Origin of the sequence: Neobacillus drentensis (genome assembly GCF_036962125.1) — a bacterium.
Lineage (GTDB): Bacteria > Bacillota > Bacilli > Bacillales > Cytobacillaceae > Neobacillus > Neobacillus drentensis_B.
Window position 1 is genome coordinate 35,638 of sequence record NZ_JBALOA010000002.1, and the last position, 20,904, is coordinate 56,541.

Genomic DNA, 20,904 nt, shown 5'->3' on the forward strand with positions numbered 1-20,904 from the left:
TATCCTTGTTTGGTTTCACCTAACATTATAGTGTAAAATCGATGTAGCAGAAATATGAAGTGAAGGAGGATTCGGGATGATAAAAAAAGTAGTTGCTGCCGTAGTATTAGTCTCCTTACTTACAGTCGCGATTGTTCAGGCCATGGATAAGAAGACAGAAACTCCCGAAACTACAAATCAAACCACAGCAAGTAAGGAAGGTCTCTCTATTGGAGCAAAGGCACCCGATTTTGAACTTAAAACACTTACCGGAGAGAACATAAAACTGTCTAGCTTAAAGGGTAAAAAAGTGATGCTTAACTTTTGGGCTACTTGGTGCCCTCCTTGTAAAGCTGAAATGCCGGCAATGGAGCAATTTTCAAAACAAATGCCAAAGGATTTGGTAATCTTAGCGGTTAACATCGATCCACAATTAGATGTTAAAGGATTTGTTGATGAAAATAAAATTACTTTTCCAATTCTTCTTGATACCGATGATAAAGTAAATGAAACCTATCAAGTGTTGTCGATTCCAACTACGTATTTTATTGATAGTAAAGGGATTATCCAAAATAAATTTACAGGTTCAATGAATCTGGATGTCATGAAGGACTCAACAAACAAACTTAAATAGCTAAAAGACGTTGGATGATTCCAACGTTTTTTTCTTCCGCTTTTCTTTAAAATTTTCAAAAAGTTGTAATAATTGCAACCGTTTGCGGGCATAATAACTGTTAGAATAGGAAATAAGGACGGTGATACCGATGAGAAAACCTAGAAAACGCTCTTTTGCAGAGTTAGTTTCTGAAAATAAAAATCAATTATTGAAAGATCGTGCTGCGATGGAAAAAATTGAACAGCGCTTAGAAGAAAAACGTCTCGGTAAAGCAGAGTAACTAAAAAAGTTTCCAATCATGTTATCCTCCCTTATGGACAAAATGTAAATAAGGAGGGATTATCACATGGGTAAAAAATATCAAACGAAACGTTTTCAACCAGACCACGTAGGTACTCAACCGCGAGGCTTTAGTGGAAATAAAGGTAAAAAAATGAATGATACTTCTGGGCAGCACGCTCAAGTCATTCAAACAAAAGGTGAATAACTTTGACTTATAAGACTCTGTTGGCGAATGCCAGCGAGTCTTTTTTATTTAAAATATTCTCCGTTTATTTTTTTCAGTCCGTAACAAACTATATCTGTACCAATTACATCATAGGAGGAAATACAATGGCCTATAATAACAAACCCAATCCAGATGATCGCAGTGATAACGTTGAAAAGCTTCAAGCGATGATTCAAAATACAGAAAATAACATCGAAGCCGCAGAAGAATCATTAGCACTTACAGATAGCGAGCAACAACGTCAGCAAATTGAAGCAAAAAACGAACGCCGTCGCGAAAGTATTGACTCTTTCCGTTCAGAAATAAAGGATGAAGCACATAACCAACAAAGCTAAACCACGGGTAGACCTGTTCATTATGGACAGGTCTTTTGTTTAGGAAAGGAGCAACTGTTATGGTAAGATAGAAGGGAAATTTTGAAGAAGAAGTGATAATCTTGAGACAACAAGTAAATCAAAACTCAAATAAAGAAGATAGACTAAAGCAATGGGAACAGGAATTAAACCAAAATGGATTTATTTCAAATGAAAGCCCGATTATTTCTGCATTGGCGAATGAATCCAATCCCATCGTCTTATCTAAACTATTAACACTTGCCGCTCTCTCGCGTTTGGGGCGAAATAAACAGGATAAAATGGCGGTAGCCTGGCTGGAGAGAGCGCTTAAATTATACCCAACTAATCAAGCAGCTAAGGAATATATGCTGCAATTTGAATGGAAGAAAATGAGTGGATTCCTCTCGGCACTTACCTTTCCATCAATGAGAGAAACTGATAACCGAACAGCAAAAAAGAAAACGGCGGAACAATACATAGAGGTTTGTCAAAGCTTTCTAAATAACGCAGATGAAATACAAACCGATTTAGCTGCAAAAAAAGACCTCCCAGCAACATTCAATAAGACGGATATTTATCAAAAATACACTCAATTATATGAGTTGTTCTCTGATGCAATCGAGGAAACAGGAAGGTTATTAAAGGCAGTTGAGGAATATGATCAATCAATTACTGGTGTTTTCCATACGTCAACCTATTATGATGAGTTAAAATTGCATCTAGCTCATGTAGAGGAAATCAAAGATACTTGGCAAAAGCAATTTTATGAAGAAGAAACTCAATCGGACCACTCTCGAATCAATGCTCTGGATCAGCTCAATGATATGATCGGGATGGAGTTTGTTAAAAAACGAGTTAATGACTTTTACCGCTTTCTCAAGTACCAAAAGCAGCGGAAGGAACTCGGATTTCAAATTAAAGATGACATGAGTTTAAATATGATTTTAACTGGGAATCCAGGAACAGGAAAAACAACGCTAGCCCGGTTACTTGCGAAAATTTATCATGAATTGGGAGTCTTGCCTCATGAGGAAGTGATTGAGACGGATCGTTCCCAACTTGTCGGTTCTTTCGTCGGACAAACAGAGGAAAACGTTCGTGCCATTGTGGAACGCTCCATTGGTGGTGTGCTTTTTATTGATGAAGCATATAGTCTAAAGCGCGAGGGTCAAACCGGGAATGATTATGGTCAAGCGGCAATTGATACTTTAGTTTCACTTATGACTGGAAATGAATATGGCGGAAAATTTGCAGTGATTATGGCGGGATATCCTGAAGAAATGCGTTCTTTTTTGGACGCCAATCCAGGTTTACGGAGTCGATTTCCTCAATCCAATCTCATTCATTTGCCAAACTATTCGAATGAAGAGTTACTAAGTATTGCTGAGCAGGTTGCATCCGACAATGATTATTTCCTTACTGATGATGCGAAAATCGCTATTAGTCAGCGGCTCGAACGAGAACGGGTGGATGAAACCTTTGGAAATGCAAGGACAGTCCGCAATATTGTCATTGATGCTATTTTCATGAAAGGCTCTAAAAAGGAAATAATGGAAGAAAATATTCGGGAATACATGTTACTGAATAAAGAAGACTTCCTATTAGATAGAGAAGAAAGTGACGTATCGCCTTATGAAAAATTGGACCGGCTTATTGGTTTAGATGCATTAAAAGTTGAGATAAGATCACTCTTATCTTTTGTAAAGATGCAGCAGTACCGAATAAAAAAAGGTCTGTCGCCAGTACCTATCCAGCTCCATGCTGTTTTCACGGGAAACCCTGGCACAGGAAAAACAACGGTTGCTAAGATTTATGCGGAGCTTTTGAAGGATTGTGGAATTTTAAAACGCGGTCATCTGATTGTAGCAAGCAGAGCGGATTTTGTTGCAGGATATGTTGGTCAAACGGCTGGAAAAACGAAGAAAAAGATTAGAGAAGCTCTTGGGGGCGTCTTATTTATCGATGAAGCCTATTCCCTGTTCAGTTTAACCTCTGGTGATTTTGGGAAAGAGGTAATCGATACGCTTGTTGATGAAATGACCAAGCATAATGAGAATTTAGTGGTTGTCTTAGCTGGATACCCTCATGAAATGGATCAGCTGTTGGAAAGCAATCCAGGTCTACGCTCGAGGTTTAAAAAATTTTTTTTATTTCCGGATTATTCATCGGAAGAATTGCTAGAAATTATGGCAGTTTATGCTGAAAGTTTTCAATACCAATTAACCGAAGACGCCAAACAATTTGTATTGAAAAAATTAGAGGAAGAAGCCTTTAAAGGAAATGGCCGTTTCGCAACCAACATGGTTGATGAAATGATTCAAATTCAAGCATCAAGATTAATGGAAGCGGAAGAAGAATTAAACCTTTTTGAAAAGTCTTTATTGCTTGAAGCAGAGGATGTAGAAAAGGCCATCAGTAAAATATAAACAGATTGTTTGGAGGGTATGGCACGTGGAAAATTTTTTTATTTCGACAAGAGAAATTCAGCTTTATTATGCGGATACAGATATGATGGGTGTCATCTACCATGCAAACTATCTCAAGTTTTTTGAACTTGGCAGAACTGGGTTTATTGAAGATCTTGGCTATAGTTATCTTGCCATGGAAGAGGCAGGCTATTTCGCTCCCGTTTATGATGTCCAAGCCACCTACAAAAAGCCGCTGCGCTATGGTGACAAAGGTTTTGTAAAAACCTGGGTAGAATTAAATGATGGAATCAAAACTGTTTATGGTTATCAGGTAGTCAATGGAGATCAGGAGGTCTGTGTTGAAGGGAAGACAACCCATATTATTGTAAAGAAGGATAATTTCAGACCGACTTCCTTCAAAAAGACCTTCCCTGAATGGTTTTTAAAATATGAGGCAATTAAGAAAAAGTAGCAATCTATAGTTTAATCGTACATGTCCCATCAATTATTTGTTGGAAAGAGGTGACTTAATGGCTTTTGGAATCAAACGACACGAAGTCAACGAGTGGAAGAGGAAAATCGATCAAGGAGAGATTGCTTTTTTAACCCATTATTGGCTGGATGATCGCTTTCCAGGATGCAATACAGTCACAAAGGCGGGCTGTAATAACCTTGAAAAATTAGCCATTTGGGGAGAAAAATATGGTTTGAAAAAAGAATGGATTGATGTTCGTAAGGATGGTTATTCACATTTTGATTTACTTGGTGAACGCCAAAGAGAAATCTTACGAAGCGAAGGATTGCTAGATCATATTTGGGAAGTTCATAGCAGCACACGTAAAGATTAATCATCTATACGTGTGCTTTTCTATTGTCTTTACAGCACAGGGATGGTTATAAACCCAACTAGTAATAATAGGGTAGTTAATATAGCGTGGACAACAATAGAAGGAAAAATACTCTTTGATTTAACAGTTAATAATCCTAAAAATAATCCGATACAAAAATATACAATGCAGATTATTAATGAATAGCCAAACATGGTAGTATTTATGCCGAATGCAAAGCTGGTTACGATGAGTCCTGCCGGTGTATTGGTGACTCTGATCAGTTTTGGCAGCAGGATTCCTCGCCATAAAACCTCTTCAAGAATCGCATTAATCGTCGAGAACGCCAGAATCAATAGAAATGGTCGCCAATGAATTTCTTCTTGTTGAAATAAACCCGTTCCGATAAATGCTAGTGAAGTAAAGAGCACAAAAATTAGGAAGTATCTCTTCAAGGAGAACTTGCCTGTAAAACGGAGATTAACTTCATATTTAAATTGCTTAATCACATAGATTATCATCAAAATGGGAATCACCCATAATATTTGAGTAACCAAAACAAGGGAAAAGGGGGAAAAATGAAAACCCTCTATAAAATTATCAATATAAACTAGTACGATATTGGCTAGAAAAAATCCGATGATGATCCAGGCAAAAAGCCGATTCGTTTCATTTAAAAAACCAATGAATAGTAATAAAGCAATTAGAAAGACAAAAAAGGGGGTATAAAATCCTCTCGTAAAAAGTAACATCATGATTAAAAAATACAAAGATAACCAGATGCCTTTTTGATTCATCCGTTCATCCCACCCTCTCCTGTTTTTTAAAATTTCTAATAAAAAAAGAACCAAAAAACTGGTTCTTTTTGTCTCAACATACGACGCTGAACAGGGCACTTCCGCATTTCTATTGTCTAGCTCCAGTGCCCTAGCGGCTAGTGTCCTTCCACACTCCGCCCTACGATAAGNNTCCTTTATCTCAGTTGGAGTGCTCCAGGCCATACGCCGCTGTACAGGGCACTTCCGCTTTTCTTATAACCATTTAATTTTGGGTTCTGTTTTATTTATGATTCTTTTGATATTTGCTCGATGCCGGTAAATAACAAATGAAGCTAGTAAAAGGACCACGACGAGTAAGGGGATGTCCCATTCTCGAACCAAACCTGAAACTACCGCAAACAAAACTGCTGTAACTCCTGCGATCATTGATGATAAGGAAACATATTTTGATATGTATAAACTAATAAAAAAGAAAATCAGAACAGTAATAAACATAAACGGTGCATAAAGCAATACAACACCACCTGATGTGGCCACCGCCTTTCCCCCGCGAAACCCTGCAAAGATCGGATAGGTATGACCAACAACAGCAAAAATGCCAGCCAGTAATGGGCTTATCTCCATTTGAAAAAGAAGGGGCAAAGCTGCAGCTAATGTGCCTTTCAGGATATCAGCTAGTGTAACCACTAGGCCTGCTTTCACACCCAGTGTTCGAAAGGTATTGGTTCCTCCTAAATTTCCGCTCCCATGTTCACGAATATCTGTTTTATAAAATACCTTTCCGATAATTAAACCAGATGGGATGGAGCCAAGTAAATATGCCAGAATCAACACTAAAATAATTTGAACCATTAATAAATTCTCCTTCTAAAAAAGATCCAGTTCTTCTATTTTACCATGTAATCTAGAAAAAACACTATTATTCCTTTCACATGTTCTGCTTTTTTGATTTGGTCTAAAGTAAGAACAAATATAGTCAATTTTATTACAAAAATAAGGAGAAATTTCAAACCATTTGTTAATCCATTGAAAGCAAGGGATAGGGTCAATATAATTTAGATAATCATAAAAAAGCATATTAACTGGCCGAGATGACGAGAAAATTGGTCGGTTTTATTATATTATCTTGAAAGAATGAAAGAGGTGATTCCAAATGGCCACAAATCTTCAACAATATCTAAAGTATCAATACCCGGACGTGAAAGTACTATATGTCGAAGGGGAAAAGTTTACTCGTGAGAAGCTTTTGCGCGTTCTTAATCGTCGCTTTCCCCATGTGCATGTTGCTATTGACGGTGTCGAAGGCTTCCATCTTTACCAGCGTTATCAACCAGAGTTAATTATATGTGATATAAAGATGGATCAAAAAAGTGAATTAGACATGATCAAAAAAATACGCGAATTAAACGATCAAGTGCAAGTGATTGTTACGAGCGCATACGATGATCCAGCGTTCTTGATGCAGTCAAATACAAATCATGTAAATCATTTTATTCTAAAGCCAATCGACTTAAATCTATTATTGCAAGCCATTCAAAAATCTGTTTATCAAATGCAGCTAGAGAAAGAGCTCGCCAAACAAAAGAAGTTAAATAGAACATTATTGGATATCGAAGACAACCTTATCTTTGTGATTGAAAATGAAGAAATTATTGAATTCAATCAGGCTTTTACCAACTTTACTGGAATTAGTAAGGACCAGACACATTTACATAAGAGTAAATTATTGTCTAGTTTTTTTGTTGAAGATACTAATTACTTTTATCCTAAGGACAAGAGTAGCTGGAAAGAAGAAATAAATGAAACAGGGAAAGGTTCTTTAAAAGTACACTGGAAGGATATGGAGAGTAGAGACGTGATCTTTTACCTGAAGACTGAGACGATTCCAGGGACAAACCAAGCAATTTTTGTCTGTAAGGACATCACGTTTTTAGAGGAAGAGAGTAGAAAGAATAAACAATTAGTTTTGATGGATTCTTTAACGCATAGCATTAATCGGATGGAAATTGATGATATCTTGGAAAGCGAAATCAGACGTGCCGAACGACTAGGCCAACCTTTTTCAGTTATCTTAATAGATATTGATTCCTTTATTGAGGTAAATGAACAGTATGGAAAACAGGTTGGCGATAAAGTTTTATCTACTATTTCAATCATCGTACAGCAGCGAATAAGAGAATCTGATATTTTTGCCCGCTCGGGAAGGGAAGATTTTATGCTCCTCACCCCTGGAACAGATGGAAGTGGGGCAAAAGAATTAGCTGAGTCGATTCGGGCTATTATCGAAGAATTTCATTTTCCTGAAATTGACCAAATTACCTGCAGCTTTGGAATCGCTGAGTTTTCTACTGGCAAAGCGAAGGATGTATTATTGTTAGAGGCAAATCAAGCACTAACTGTATCTAAAAACAAAGGGCGAAACTGTGTAACAATTTACAACTTAGAGAAATAAGAAGGTGAACAAAGTGCAAATGTGGTATATATCCTTAATCCTTGTTTTTGGCGCTTGTATTTACCTTCTTTTCAAATATCGTTTTACTGTCAGTAAGTTAAAGAGCAAGCTAATGGAAAGTGAAAAGAGATATCAAGACTTAGCCAAGAACTATGAAGCGGTGGAGAGCTTAAACCAAAATTTAGAAAAAAGAATTCAAGAAGAAACAGTGAAAAGCCGTGAGAAAGATTTTGTTCTAATTCAGCAATCACGACTTGCGGCAATGGGAGAAATGATTACTAGCATGGGTCATCAATGGAGGGAACCGTTAAATAGTTTATCCCTTTTAATTCAGGACGTAAAAGAAGCACTTGAATTTGGGGAAATTGATGATCAATATATTGATCGTTTTATCAGAGACGGTATGCTGCAAATTAAGCGAATGTCACGAACCATTAATGATTTTCGGGATTTCTATCAACCGAATGAAGAAAAAATTCCATTCTCAGTGGGAGAAGCCATCGAGGATGCCCTTTCTATTTTTATATCAAATTTAAATGTTCACGGAATTCAGGTTGACTTCGAATACAGAGGTCAATCTATGGCTTTTGGTTTTCCCAACGAATACAGCCAAGTTGTCCTTAATTTATTAACAAATACAAGAGATGCATTTGTTCAGATGGATATCAACCAGCGAAATATAGTTATCCATATCGCTGAAACTGGTGACGAGATAACAGCAGAATTTATTGATAATGCTGGTGGAATTGAACCAGCATTCCTTGAAAAGATTTTCGATCCGTATTTTACTACTAGACATCACGGTACAGGTTTAGGCCTTTATATGGCGAAGAAAATCATCGAAAATATGGATGGAAGTGTGACGGTTGAAAATTGCGTTGATGGAGCGAAATTCTCCCTTATGATTCCGAAGTTAAATACATCGGTTAATTCGGAACTAATCGCAGTACAATAAGCATCATTAGCCTCTCGTAACTGAGGCTTTTTTTGTTGGAGTTTTTTATTAGGTAATTTTTGAAAATATAGGTAAAATAGACAGTAAAGGGAGTGAAACAGATGACAATTGAAAATCCAAGTCGCAGTGAAATTGGTTTAATTTTAAAAAAAGCAAAACGTATCGCGGTAGTGGGTTTGAGTAATAATCCAGAACGAACCTCTTATCAAGTGTCTGAAGCTATGCAAAAAGCAGGCTATGACATCATTCCGGTGAATCCGACAATTGATGAGGCACTAGGAGTAAAAGCGGTTGCCTCACTGAAGGATATTGAAGGGCATATCGATATTGTTAATGTTTTTCGCAGGTCAGAACGATTGTTCGATGTTGCGAAAGAATTTGATGAGATTGATGCAGATGTATACTGGGCTCAGCTTGGCCTCGAAAATGAAGAAGCATACGAATTCTTAAAAGATAAGGGATATACAGTCATTATGAACCGCTGTATTAAGGTCGAACATGCATTAACTAGAATTTAAAAATTCTTTAAAAACTGCTATTATTTAGCAGTTTTTTTCTTTCAATTCCCTTAAAAAGCCTTGAAAATTTTATTACAAAAATATGTTGTTTCAAATTTCATATTTGCTAAATCGAAATAAATCGCTAAAATAAAGCATAGACGCCGCAAGATGTGTGATAAAATAAGGAGCGGCAAACATTGGTTCTGTTTTTTTATAAAATATATATAAGAATGACTAATTATTAGTTCATGAAGCAATTAGAAGGATACTTCTTTTTGTAGGGAATGAAAGGGGTATTTTAGTGGCAAGGAATCAGCAAGTTTTTGATTATAATGATGATGCCATACAGGTACTAGAAGGCCTTGAGGCCGTTAGGAAACGTCCAGGAATGTACATTGGCAGCACGGATTCACGCGGCCTTCATCATCTCGTTTATGAGATTGTCGATAATTCCGTTGATGAAGCTCTTGGTGGATTTGGTGATCAAATCATTGTCAAAATACACAAAGATAATTCAATTAGTGTGCAAGACCGCGGACGCGGAATGCCTACTGGTATGCACAAAATGGGGAAACCGACACCAGAGGTTATCTTAACCGTCCTTCATGCCGGCGGTAAGTTCGGTCAAGGCGGATATAAAACCAGCGGCGGTTTGCACGGCGTTGGGGCATCAGTTGTTAATGCGTTATCAGAATGGTTAACTGTCACCATTAAAAGAGACGGTTTTGTATATGAACAGCGCTTTGAAAATGGCGGAAAACCCGTAACTACTCTTGAAAAAATCGGTAAAACCAATCAAACGGGGACGACGATTCACTTTAAGCCCGATCCGACGATTTTTTCAGTAACCACCTATAACTTTGAAACGTTATGTGAAAGGTTAAGAGAATCTGCCTTTTTACTTAAAGGATTGAAAATTGAAATTCATGATGACCGCAATGACTTTCATGAAATTTTTCATTATGAAAACGGAATTGAAGCCTTTGTAGAATATTTAAATGAAGATAAAGAGACACTCCATCCTGTTGTTAGCTTCGAAGGAAATCAAAATGGAATTGAAGTAGAATTTTCCTTCCAGTTCAATGACGGTTACTCCGAGAATGTCTTGTCCTTTGTTAATAACGTGCGGACAAAAGATGGCGGTACCCATGAAGCAGGCGCAAGAACGGCAATGACAAGAGTGTTCAATGACTATGCTCGTAAAGTTGCTTTCTTAAAAGAAAAAGACAAAAACCTAGAGGGTAATGATATACGTGAAGGACTATCGGCGATAGTTTCGGTTCGAATTCCTGAAGACCTACTCCAATTTGAAGGTCAAACGAAGGGGAAATTAGGAACCAGTGAAGCTAGATCATCTGTAGATTCGGTTGTATCTGAACATCTGACTTATTTCCTTGAAGAAAACCCTGATATCAGCTCTCTCCTAGTTAAAAAATCGATAAAAGCTTTTCAAGCCCGCGAGGCAGCAAGGAAAGCACGTGAAGATGCCAGAAGCGGCAAAAAGAAGAAACGGTCAGAGGCGATGCTTTCAGGAAAACTGACCCCTGCGCAATCACGAAATCCGAAAAAAAATGAACTATACCTAGTGGAGGGAGATTCCGCGGGAGGTTCTGCCAAGCAAGGTAGAGACCGACGCTTTCAGGCAGTCCTGCCACTTAGAGGTAAAGTCATCAATACCGAAAAAGCAAAGCTCGCTGACATTTTTAAAAATGAAGAAATCAATACGATGATTTATGCAATTGGCGGCGGAGTTGGTGCTGACTTTACCGTTGAAGACATTAACTACGATAAAATCGTCATTATGACGGATGCCGATACAGATGGGGCTCATATCCAGGTTTTATTACTTACCTTCTTTTACCGGTATATGAAGCCGCTTATTGAAGCTGGTAAAGTGTTTATCGCTCTACCTCCGCTTTATAAGGTTAGTAAAGGGACTGGGAAGAAAGAAATCATTGAATATGCTTGGAGCGATGATGATCTCCAAGACGCGATTAAAAAAGTGGGCAGAGGCTACATCCTGCAGCGCTATAAGGGTCTTGGTGAAATGAATGCGGACCAGCTTTGGGAAACAACGATGGATCCAGAAACACGCACGTTGATTCGTGTGAAAATTGATGATATTGCCAGAGCGGAACGAAGGGTTACCACTCTTATGGGTGATAAAGTGGAACCGCGCCGTAAATGGATAGAAACCAATGTCGAGTTTGGTTTAGAAGAGGATGACACGATTTTAGAAAATGAAAATATTACCGTTTCAGAGGAGGGTTCTGAAGAATGAGTGCCAATGAAATATTTCGGGACTTGCCTCTAGAAGAGGTTATTGGGGATCGGTTTGGCCGATATAGTAAGTACATTATTCAAGAGCGTGCCTTGCCAGACGCAAGGGATGGATTAAAGCCGGTTCAACGAAGAATTCTATATGCTATGCATGTAGAAGGGAATACTTTTGAAAAAGGATTTCGTAAATCAGCCAAAACTGTTGGTAACGTCATTGGTAACTATCACCCACATGGCGATTCCTCTGTTTATGATGCGATGGTCCGGATGAGTCAGGATTGGAAGGTTCGCAATGTCCTCGTGCAAATGCACGGAAACAACGGTAGCATGGACGGCGATCCGCCAGCGGCGATGCGTTATACAGAAGCCAGGCTATCGGCGATTTCGAGTGAACTCATGCGCGATATTGAAAAAAATACCGTTGAATTCATTCCAAACTTTGATGATACGTCGAAGGAACCTACCGTGTTGCCAGCAAAGTTCCCAAATTTACTTGTAAATGGTTCGACAGGGATCTCGGCAGGTTATGCAACGGATATTCCCCCGCATAATCTTGGAGAAGTTATTGACGGCGTAATCATGAGGATGGAAAATCCGGATGTTTCTGTCGATGAGTTAATGACTGTTATTAAAGGTCCTGACTTTCCGACAGGTGCCATTATCCAAGGGATAGATGGGATAAAGAAAGCCTATGAAACTGGTAAAGGCAAAATTATTATCCGCAGCAAAACCGAGATCGAAGAGACTCGTGGCGGAAAGCAGCAAATTGTCATAACGGAAATTCCTTATGAGGTCAACAAAGCCAATCTTGTCAAAAAAATGGATGAGTTCCGCATTGACCGAAAAGTAGAAGGAATGTCAGAGGTTCGCGATGAAACCGACCGAACCGGCCTAAGAATTGTCATTGAGTTAAAAAAGGATGTCGATGCAGAAGGCGTCTTGAATTATTTATATAAAAACAGTGATCTTCAAGTAACCTATAATTTTAATATGGTCGCTATCTATAACAAGCGGCCAGTACAAATGGGTATCCGCGAATTACTTGATGCTTATATTGGCCATCAAAAGGAAGTAGTTACAAAAAGTACGCAGTTTGACCTGAATAAAGCGAAGGAACGCCAGCATATTGTTGAAGGATTAATGAAGGCTTTGTCAATCCTCGATGAAGTGATTGCGACAATCCGTGCTTCGAAGGACAAGCGTGATGCGAAAGACAATTTAATTTCTAAATTTGATTTTACCGAGCTGCAGGCAGAAGCGATTGTTTCTTTACAGCTTTATCGCTTAACCAACACGGATATCACGGCATTAAGACTGGAAGCAGAAGAGTTAGCCAAAAAGATTGAAGAATGGACTAGCATCTTAGCTAGTGAGAAAAAGCTTCTCTCCGTAATCAAAAAAGAATTAAAAGATGTGAAAAAACGCTTTTCGGATGAGCGTCGTTCAAAAATCCAAGCAGAGATTGAAGAAATTAAAATCAATCTAGAGGTAACCGTACCAAGTGAGGATGTCATTGTGACGGTAACAAAACATGGTTATGTAAAGCGAACTAGTCCGCGGTCCTATGCGGCATCAGGCGGACAGGATCCTGCGATGAAAGAATCCGATCGCCTCTTGGCACAGCTTGACATGAATACAAAGGACGTCCTGCTCCTGTTTACCAACAAGGGGAATTACCTATTCTGCCCTGTTCATGAACTGCCAGACATCCGTTGGAAGGATATGGGTCAGCATGTGGCTAATATTATCCCGATTGAACGAGACGAAGAAATTATTCAAGCCATTTCAGTAAAGGATTTTGAATCAGATGCCTACTTAGTTTTTGTAACCAAGCAGGGTATGGTCAAGAAAACGGAATTGAAGGCTTATAAAGCACAGCGTTATTCCAAACCACTTACTGCCGTTAATCTGAAGGAAGATGACCAGGTTCTTGATGTCCATTTAACGGATGGGACAAAGGAACTTTTCATCGTCACCAATCTTGGCTATGCCTTATGGTTCCATGAGGAGGAAATTAGTATTGTTGGTCAACGTGCTGCAGGTGTGAAAGGAATTAACTTAAAAGATGACGATTATGTTATCGGCGGCAAACTCATTCATGCTGACAGTAAGGAAACCATCGTGATTGCAACCCAGCGCGGATCCTTGAAAAGAATGAAATTAAAAGAATTTGAAAAAGCAACCCGGGCGAAGCGCGGTGTCGTGATTTTAAGAGAACTTAAATCCAATCCGCATCGTGTTATGGGCTTTGTCGTTGCCAATGACAAAGACAGTATTTTTGTTCAAACCGATAAAGGATATATTGAAACATTAACTGCGGGCGATATACACTTCAGTGACCGTTACTCCAACGGCTCGTTTATCATTGATGAAGATGAGAACGGCAAGGTAGCGACGGTTTGGAAAGTGGATGCTCCAACCGAAACAGTTCCTGAATAAAATTGAAGACTCCTTTCTTAGAGGGAGTCTTCTTTTTCATCTTTAAGGGGTCTATTGGAATGGCTGTTTTTTTATCCTATAAATTAATTTGAAAACACCTGAAAATTTATTGTTTTTTTTGTTCATATTCAGTTCATAAAGATATTATAGAGTTAGTCGTAATCAAACGAAAACGGAGATGAACACTATTGATTAAATTAATTAAATTTCTAAAACCATTTCAAATTCCAATTTACTTGGTTTTAGGCCTTGTCCTTTTACAATCCTTATCAGAGCTGTATTTGCCTACATTAATGGCCGACATTGTCGATAAAGGAGTCGTTACCGGAGATACGGACTACATATGGAAAATTGGCGGATTTATGTTGCTTGTGGCGGCAGGGGGGATGGTTTGTTCCATTGCTGCCAGTTTCTATTCTGCAAAAGCCGCATCGGGATTTGGAAAATTATTGCGAAGCAGAGTTTTTTCACACGTAGGTAATTTTTCGTTACATGAGTTTGACCAACTAGGTACAGCTTCGCTGATCACAAGAACAACCAATGATATTACTCAAATTCAGCAGGTGTTGGTCATGATGCTGAGAATGATGGCAATGGCACCGATGATGTGTATAGGCGGCATCATTATGGCGTATTCCAAAGATGCAAAGCTTACCCTGGTACTTGCGGTTGCCCTGCCTGTTCTCGTACTGGCAATCGTAGTCATTGCAAGAAAAGGTATTCCACTTTTCAAGGCGATGCAAGTAAAATTAGATAATCTCAATCGAGTTTTACGTGAGAACTTAACGGGTATTCGTGTCATTCGCTCCTTTAACCGGGTGGAGCATGAGAAAAAGCGTTTTGATGAGGCGAACTGGGACTTAACCCAAACAGCTATTAAGGTTAATAAGATCATGGCTGCGATGATGCCGATCATGATGATTGTGCTAAACCTTACAACAGTGGCCATTGTCTGGTTTGGCGGCATTCGCATCAGCAATGGCCATATGCAGGTTGGCGATATGATGGCATTTATTCAATATGCGATGCAAATCATGTTCTCCTTCATTATGCTCTCGATGATGTTTGTGATGATCCCTAGGGCCTCGGTGTCTGCGGTCAGAATTAATGAAGTGTTGGCAACAAACGCGGACATTTCCGACCCTAAAGTTCCTGTTTCAAGTACAGACAAAAAAGGGCATGTCGAATTTCAACATGTCACCTTCAGCTATCCAGGTGCTGAAATGCCAGCAATATCAAATATTTCGTTTTCTATGGAACCAGGTAAAGTGACGGCCATCATCGGTGGAACAGGTTCAGGAAAATCAACTCTTATTAACTTGATTCCCCGCTTTTATGACATAGATAATGGAAAAATCCTAGTCGATGGGGTAGATGTTCGTGATCTAACCCAAGAACAACTTCGTGAAAAAATAGGTTTTGTTCCACAACAAGCCATTCTTTTCACTGGTTCCATTGCAGAAAACATTCGGTATGGAAAAGAAGAGGCAACCATCGAAGAGGTAGAGCATGCGGCAGAAATTGCTCAGGCGAAAGAGTTTATTTCCACTATGCCTGATGGATTTGATGCTGTAATTGCCCAAGGGGGAACAAATGTTTCGGGTGGTCAAAAACAGCGTTTATCGATTGCCCGTGCGCTTGTGCGAAAACCAGAGATATATATTTTTGATGATAGTTTCTCGGCTTTAGACTTTAAGACTGATGCCAAACTGCGCGCTGCTTTAAAGCGTGAAACAGGTGATTCGACTGTGTTAATCGTGGCCCAGCGTGTGAGTACGATTATTGATGCGGATCAGATCATTGTTTTAGATAATGGAGAAATTGCTGGGATAGGCACACATAGAGGTTTAATGGAATCAAGTGAGGTTTATCGCGAGATTGTCATGTCACAGCTGTCAGAGGAGGAAATCGCATGAGCAGAGATTCCAAACATCAAACTAGTGAACAAAATTCCGGAGCGCGAAAACCTGGCCCAGGCCCTGGCGGTGGATTTGGTCCAATGGGAATGGGAATGCCCGTTCAAAAAGCAAAGAATTTTAAAGGAACATTAAATAGATTAATTACGTATCTAAAACCTTATAAATTACAGCTTCTAGCGGTATTATTAACTGCAATTATCAGTACGATTTTTGCGATTGTCAGCCCAAAAATTATGGGGAAAGCAACGACAAAATTATTTGAAGGCTTGATGATGAAGCTTCGAGGAGTTCCTGGGGCTAAAATCGATTTTGATTATATCGGTCAAATTATTATCTTCTTAATCGGTCTTTATATATTAAGTGCTATTTTTGCTTATATTCAGCAATATATCATGGCTGGTGTCGCGCAGAAGACGGTCTATAATCTTCGTAAAGAAGTGGAAGAAAAACTGAATCGTCTTCCATTAAAATATTTTGATGCACGTACTCACGGTGAAATCCTCAGCCGGGCGGTCAATGATGTTGATAACATCAGTACGACGTTGCAGCAAAGCTTAACACAATTGATAACTTCGGTAGTGACAATCATTGGTGTAATTATCATGATGTTAACCATTAGTCCGTTAATGACGCTCATCGTCATCGTGACACTGCCTTTAAGCGGGATTGCTATCGCAAAGATAGCTAAGAAATCTCAACTTTATTTTAAGGGACAGCAAAAATCACTTGGCCAGTTAAATGGCCATGTTGAAGAAATGTATACAGGTCATAAGGTAGTCAAGGTTTTTGGGCATGAGCAGAAATCGATTGAAACGTTTGAGGGGATAAACGAGGAACTATATCAATCAGCCTGGAAGGCTCAATTTGTATCTGGGATGATTATGCCGCTTATGTCGTTTATCAATAATATCGGTTATGTCTTAGTTGCCGTAGTGGGCGGGATATTAGTGACGAAAAAAGCAATAGAAATTGGGGATATTCAGGCGTTTATCCAATATTCACGTCAATTTTCTCAACCAATTGCACAAACAGCTTCAATTGCCAACGTGATTCAGTCAACAATCGCAAGTGCAGAACGAGTGTTCGAGATTTTGGATGAACAGGAAGAGGTTCCTGAAGCCTCAAATCCAAAAGTAATTGCCTCGCCTAAAGGGGAAGTGAAATTTGAACATGTTTCCTTTGGCTATGATGAAGAGGAACTGTTGATTGAAGAAATGAACATCGATGTGAAATCCGGACAAAAGGTTGCAATTGTTGGACCAACAGGTGCCGGTAAAACAACCCTCATCAATTTATTAATGCGGTTCTACGAAATCAATTCTGGGAAAATTTTAATCGATGGAATGGATACGAGGGACTTAAAAAGGGAACATCTAAGAAGTTTATTCGGAATGGTACTTCAAGATACATGGTTATTTAACAGTACAATTCGTGAGAATATTGCCTATGGAAGGGAAGGAGCAACAGAGGATGAAATCGTGGCTGCAGCTAAAGCGGCCAATGCTGACCATTTTATTCGAACACTTCCAGATGGCTATGATACGATTTTGAATGAGGAAGCGTCTAATATCTCACAAGGTCAAAAGCAGCTGCTAACGATTGCCAGAGCCATTCTTGCTAATCCGGCCATGTTAATTTTGGATGAAGCAACAAGCAGCGTCGATACCCGAACAGAGGTTCAAATTCAAAAGGCGATGGACCATTTGATGCAGGGAAGGACCAGCTTTGTGATTGCGCACCGATTATCAACGATCCGAAATGCTGATATGATCCTTGTCATGAATCAAGGAAAGGTCATAGAAAAAGGAAACCACGAGGAATTATTAGCAAAAGGCGGTTTTTATGCTGATTTGTATAATAGTCAGTTTACAGGTGGGAATTCAGTTAAAAATGTAGGCTAGATGGTGGCGTTTAGGGAGCTTAATAGCTTTCTAAACGCTTTTTTGTTTGCTAAGAGAGATTCTAATAGTAGGGGAAGGTACCATTTAGGAGTTAATCGTGCCCTTCAACACGGAAAAACGTGTTGAAGGGTAACAATTAGCAATTAATCTTACCCTTGATCCTGAAAAAATGAAGACAAAGGTAACAATTAGAGCTTATTCGTGACTTTGAACACAGAAAAACATAAGGAACGGTCATAAGTAATAGAAAACCATGTGAAATGTATATTATTAAAATTTTTGTCACATCTCATTATCTTAAGTATACTTAGAAATTGAGATATCTCGAATTTTAGTTACCATAATAATATTATGTAAACTGATAAAATAAACAAATTTAAGGCTGCTTTAATCACAGCCTCTATATACTTATTCTATTTGTTCTTTCGGCATATCCATCTTATCAACCGCAATTTTTAGGTCATCGTTTTTAATATGCGTATAAATCATCGTCGTTTGGATGGATGAATGGCCTAATTGACGTCTTAATTTCGGTACATCATTGATTTCAGCATGGTATCTGGTTGCAAATGAATGACGCAGCTTATGTACGGATAACGATGGTTTCCCAAATGCCGTAGCATATTTTCCAATCAGATTTTCAACTGAGCGTGCGGTTAATCGTCGTGATTTACCTTTAGGGCCGATTGGTGCTGATATGAACAGTGCTTTATTGGTTTTCTCTACTTGATATTTAGCGATCCTAACCGATAAATATTCCTGTAAATCCGCCATAGCAACCTGACTAAAATAAACGAATTGCTCTTTATTTCCTTTACGGATCACTCTGACACAATACTTTTTAAAATCAATATCATCCAATTCGATTCCTGTTAACTCCGAAAGACGCAGCCCAGACCCTAGGATTAACGAGACAATCGCCGTGTCACGTTCCTTATTTAATTGATAAAAGTTATAGATTCTTTTGTTTTCCTTAAATAATTCACCATATTCAGTCGCAACAAACAAGCGAAATTTCTCATATTCATCGCCGAGGAGGATTTTACCTTCCATTTTCGTTGCTTTTGTTTCCATGCTGTCTTTTACTTCATTAAATTCGATTTTTGCCATCACATTCCGATTTATATAGGGCCTTAAATCTGGTGTTTCAGCAATATTTTGTAAGTAATTAAACAGTGATTTGAGCGCCGATAATTTTCGATTCACAGTGAGCTCTTTATTATTTAATTGATAATGGAGATAGTTTAAAAAACTTTCAATCTCCAAGACTGTCATTTTCTCTAACCGTTCTAAAGGAATATCTTTGATGGTACCTGACACCAATTGCTCACTGATCATCCAGTTGAAGAAGATCTTATAATCATGACAATAATTAAATAAAGAAGCCGTCGAAAGTTTACGTAATTTATGATTGATATATTCATCAACATACCATGGAAGTTCACTCAGAAGTGTTTGAAGTTTTTGAAACTGTTGCTGCTTGGATTGATTTACCATAATATCACCTCACTTCTATATTTTACTAAATTGACTTAACTGCGTCAAATTTATATTTTACGCAGTTTTGTACAAAGAAGTTCAGGAACGCTGTTTGTTCACTGCCTTCTTTGACGAGTAACACAAAAGTACTAAATATTTAATCCATGAAAAACAAATTTTTTTATTTTGGAAAATATAAATGCACTTAGGGACGCTATTAGTCATTTATATCTAATCCAGATAAATTTAATGAAAGTTCATCTATTACTAAAAACACACAACCAAAAACAGTTCTGTAATCGATGAAGTCCCCTTTTACTTCAACATTCACCTCAATAATATTCCTTTTATTATGTATTTGTTTTTCTTCAAATAGATTAAACTTAATATATGAAACAGATACACTAATTTCCTCTAAGGATTTTTTTAACTCCCTTTCAAATATTGAATTATTAAAGTTTTCCCTGTAGTAAATACGAATAGTAAATTTCATCTTAAAAATCTCCCTCTTTTTATATTTTTCCAAAACTCCCCCTTCAAAAAATGCATCATGAGTTTAAGCAGTTCTCACCATCCTTTTTGTTTCTAAGATTAATTCGTATTATCGGTACCTCTCTTCTTTAAATGGATTTGCTGTCATCGAATATCCTCTCTCTTCCCAAAATCCAGCCTCATCTATCTTCATATACTCAATCCCTGACACCCACTTTGAGCCTTTCCATAGATAAAATACTCCTGGTGGAATAAACCTTAGTGGATAACCATGTTTTGGATCAATATCCTGCCAATAATGATTTTTATCTTTCCAACGGTATACAAACAAAGAATCGTCCCCTAATAAAGGCTCGAGAGGTAGGTTTGCAGAATAACCGAATTATGCTTAATAGCTTTATTATCGCTCTGAGGTTCCAAAAATAATCGTTGATCCTTCTTGAATCAACGATTAGCTTAATATCCCTTACTGTATTCATTCATATTATCTTCGTATTTATTTACCTTAAACAAAAATAGAATTAATTAATTCTAAAAGTAAAAACTATATATTGAAGGAGGATAATTAATGAAATACAAAGCAGAGAAGACAATCGTAATTTCATCCTGGATAATTGTGTCATTATTATTAATAAAACTTACACCAAAAAATAAAATTCGTGAATCATTAGTTGTATTTTTATTTAAACAAGCACTAACATGGATTTTTGGATTATTAGTGGTGGAAAAAAACTTAATTTCCTATCCATATCGCTTATTTTTCAAAAAAGCAAATAAATCTTCTTTTTCATTTGAATACTTTATATATCCTGGACTGTGTGCTTTATTTAGTTTGTACTATCCAAAAAATAAATCTAAGCTTCTAATAATCCTGCATTGCTTTATTAGTACTTCTGTAATAGTCATCTTTGAAATTATTGCAGTGAAATATACAAAATTAATTAAATATAAAAAATGGACTTGGTATTGGAGTTTTATAACAATTTGGATAACTGATTACTTAACACAAGCTTTTCATAACTGGTTTTTTAAAAC

General features: G+C 37.9%; 19 protein-coding genes and 1 pseudogene. 15 read left to right on the plus strand and 5 right to left on the minus strand.

The features are described 5' to 3' along the window. The first annotated feature begins 76 nt into the window (after positions 1 to 76). The 7 genes from V7121_RS01140 to V7121_RS01170 all read left to right on the plus strand — a co-directional run bounded on the left by V7121_RS01140 (position 77) and on the right by V7121_RS01170 (position 4,694). The gene (locus tag V7121_RS01140) at positions 77 to 613 is read left to right on the plus strand and encodes a TlpA disulfide reductase family protein (RefSeq protein ID WP_335493909.1); all 537 of its coding nucleotides are present in this window, start codon (positions 77 to 79) and stop codon (positions 611 to 613) included. Between the two features lie 130 nt (positions 614 to 743). After that, positions 744 to 875 (plus strand): FbpB family small basic protein, encoded by a 132-nt coding sequence (locus V7121_RS01145; RefSeq protein ID WP_335493907.1) that lies wholly within the window; start codon positions 744 to 746, stop codon positions 873 to 875. 66 nt (positions 876 to 941) lie between these two features. Further along, entirely contained in the window at positions 942 to 1,082 is a 141-nt protein-coding gene (locus V7121_RS01150; RefSeq protein WP_335493906.1) for an acid-soluble spore protein N, read from the plus strand. Positions 1,083 to 1,207: 125 nt separating this feature from the next. After that, complete coding sequence (gene tlp / locus V7121_RS01155) at positions 1,208 to 1,438, plus strand: small acid-soluble spore protein Tlp (protein ID WP_335493904.1); 231 nt, start codon at positions 1,208 to 1,210, stop codon at positions 1,436 to 1,438. Between the two features lie 101 nt (positions 1,439 to 1,539). Beyond that, the gene (locus V7121_RS01160; protein ID WP_420490693.1) at positions 1,540 to 3,864 is read left to right on the plus strand and encodes an AAA family ATPase; all 2,325 of its coding nucleotides are present in this window, start codon (positions 1,540 to 1,542) and stop codon (positions 3,862 to 3,864) included. Between the two features lie 25 nt (positions 3,865 to 3,889). Next, a complete protein-coding gene (locus V7121_RS01165) occupies positions 3,890 to 4,318 on the plus strand; it encodes an acyl-CoA thioesterase (RefSeq protein ID WP_335493900.1) in 429 nt (142 codons plus the stop codon). A gap of 58 nt (positions 4,319 to 4,376) precedes the next feature. After that, positions 4,377 to 4,694 (plus strand): hypothetical protein, encoded by a 318-nt coding sequence (locus tag V7121_RS01170; RefSeq protein WP_335545452.1) that lies wholly within the window; start codon positions 4,377 to 4,379, stop codon positions 4,692 to 4,694. A 29-nt stretch (positions 4,695 to 4,723) separates the two neighbouring features. Here V7121_RS01170 and V7121_RS01175 read toward each other — a convergent pair whose 3' ends face one another. Together V7121_RS01175 and plsY are read right to left on the minus strand one after the other, a co-directional pair. Beyond that, positions 4,724 to 5,470, minus strand: coding sequence for a CPBP family intramembrane glutamic endopeptidase (locus tag V7121_RS01175; RefSeq protein ID WP_335493896.1), 747 nt, complete (start codon positions 5,468 to 5,470; stop codon positions 4,724 to 4,726). Between the two features lie 234 nt (positions 5,471 to 5,704). Beyond that, positions 5,705 to 6,304 carry a glycerol-3-phosphate 1-O-acyltransferase PlsY gene (plsY, locus tag V7121_RS01180; RefSeq protein ID WP_335493894.1) on the minus strand — a complete coding sequence of 200 codons (600 nt, stop codon included), beginning with the start codon at positions 6,302 to 6,304 and terminating at the stop codon, positions 5,705 to 5,707. A 301-nt stretch (positions 6,305 to 6,605) separates the two neighbouring features. Here plsY and V7121_RS01185 point away from each other — a divergent pair, with 301 nt between their 5' ends. From V7121_RS01185 to V7121_RS01215, 7 genes are all read left to right on the plus strand, one after another. Then, entirely contained in the window at positions 6,606 to 7,904 is a 1,299-nt protein-coding gene (locus V7121_RS01185) for a diguanylate cyclase domain-containing protein (protein WP_335545454.1), read from the plus strand. A gap of 19 nt (positions 7,905 to 7,923) precedes the next feature. Next, on the plus strand, positions 7,924 to 8,859 hold the full coding sequence (locus V7121_RS01190; protein WP_335545507.1) for a sensor histidine kinase: 936 nt from the start codon (positions 7,924 to 7,926) through the stop codon (positions 8,857 to 8,859). 101 nt (positions 8,860 to 8,960) lie between these two features. Continuing rightward, positions 8,961 to 9,377 (plus strand): CoA-binding protein, encoded by a 417-nt coding sequence (locus V7121_RS01195; RefSeq protein WP_335545456.1) that lies wholly within the window; start codon positions 8,961 to 8,963, stop codon positions 9,375 to 9,377. Positions 9,378 to 9,660: 283 nt separating this feature from the next. Continuing rightward, complete coding sequence (gene parE / locus V7121_RS01200; protein ID WP_335503250.1) at positions 9,661 to 11,640, plus strand: DNA topoisomerase IV subunit B; 1,980 nt, start codon at positions 9,661 to 9,663, stop codon at positions 11,638 to 11,640. Beyond that, a complete protein-coding gene (gene parC / locus V7121_RS01205; RefSeq protein ID WP_335503253.1) occupies positions 11,637 to 14,078 on the plus strand; it encodes a DNA topoisomerase IV subunit A in 2,442 nt (813 codons plus the stop codon). Before parE ends, parC begins: the two co-directional genes overlap by 4 nt. A 188-nt stretch (positions 14,079 to 14,266) precedes the next feature. Then, positions 14,267 to 15,994, plus strand: a complete 1,728-nt coding sequence (locus V7121_RS01210; protein WP_335503255.1) for an ABC transporter ATP-binding protein — start codon at positions 14,267 to 14,269, stop codon at positions 15,992 to 15,994. Further along, the gene (locus tag V7121_RS01215; RefSeq protein WP_335503258.1) at positions 15,991 to 17,898 is read left to right on the plus strand and encodes an ABC transporter ATP-binding protein; all 1,908 of its coding nucleotides are present in this window, start codon (positions 15,991 to 15,993) and stop codon (positions 17,896 to 17,898) included. The genes V7121_RS01210 and V7121_RS01215 overlap by 4 nt, the downstream gene beginning before the upstream one ends. Positions 17,899 to 18,306: 408 nt before the next feature. Here the strand turns inward: V7121_RS01215 and xerS are convergent, their stop codons facing one another. The 3 genes and pseudogenes from xerS to V7121_RS01230 all read right to left on the minus strand — a co-directional run. Beyond that, positions 18,307 to 19,395, minus strand: a complete 1,089-nt coding sequence (gene xerS, locus V7121_RS01220) for a tyrosine recombinase XerS (RefSeq protein WP_335503261.1) — start codon at positions 19,393 to 19,395, stop codon at positions 18,307 to 18,309. A 199-nt stretch (positions 19,396 to 19,594) separates the two neighbouring features. Further along, the gene (locus tag V7121_RS01225; RefSeq protein ID WP_335503264.1) at positions 19,595 to 19,903 is read right to left on the minus strand and encodes a hypothetical protein; all 309 of its coding nucleotides are present in this window, start codon (positions 19,901 to 19,903) and stop codon (positions 19,595 to 19,597) included. A gap of 75 nt (positions 19,904 to 19,978) precedes the next feature. Then, positions 19,979 to 20,251, minus strand: a pseudogene (locus V7121_RS01230) (molybdopterin-dependent oxidoreductase); the annotation flags it as partial. A 186-nt stretch (positions 20,252 to 20,437) separates the two neighbouring features. Here V7121_RS01230 and V7121_RS01235 point away from each other — a divergent pair. Continuing rightward, a partial coding sequence (locus V7121_RS01235; protein WP_335545458.1) for a CBO0543 family protein occupies positions 20,438 to 20,904 on the plus strand: 467 nt, incomplete at its 3' end.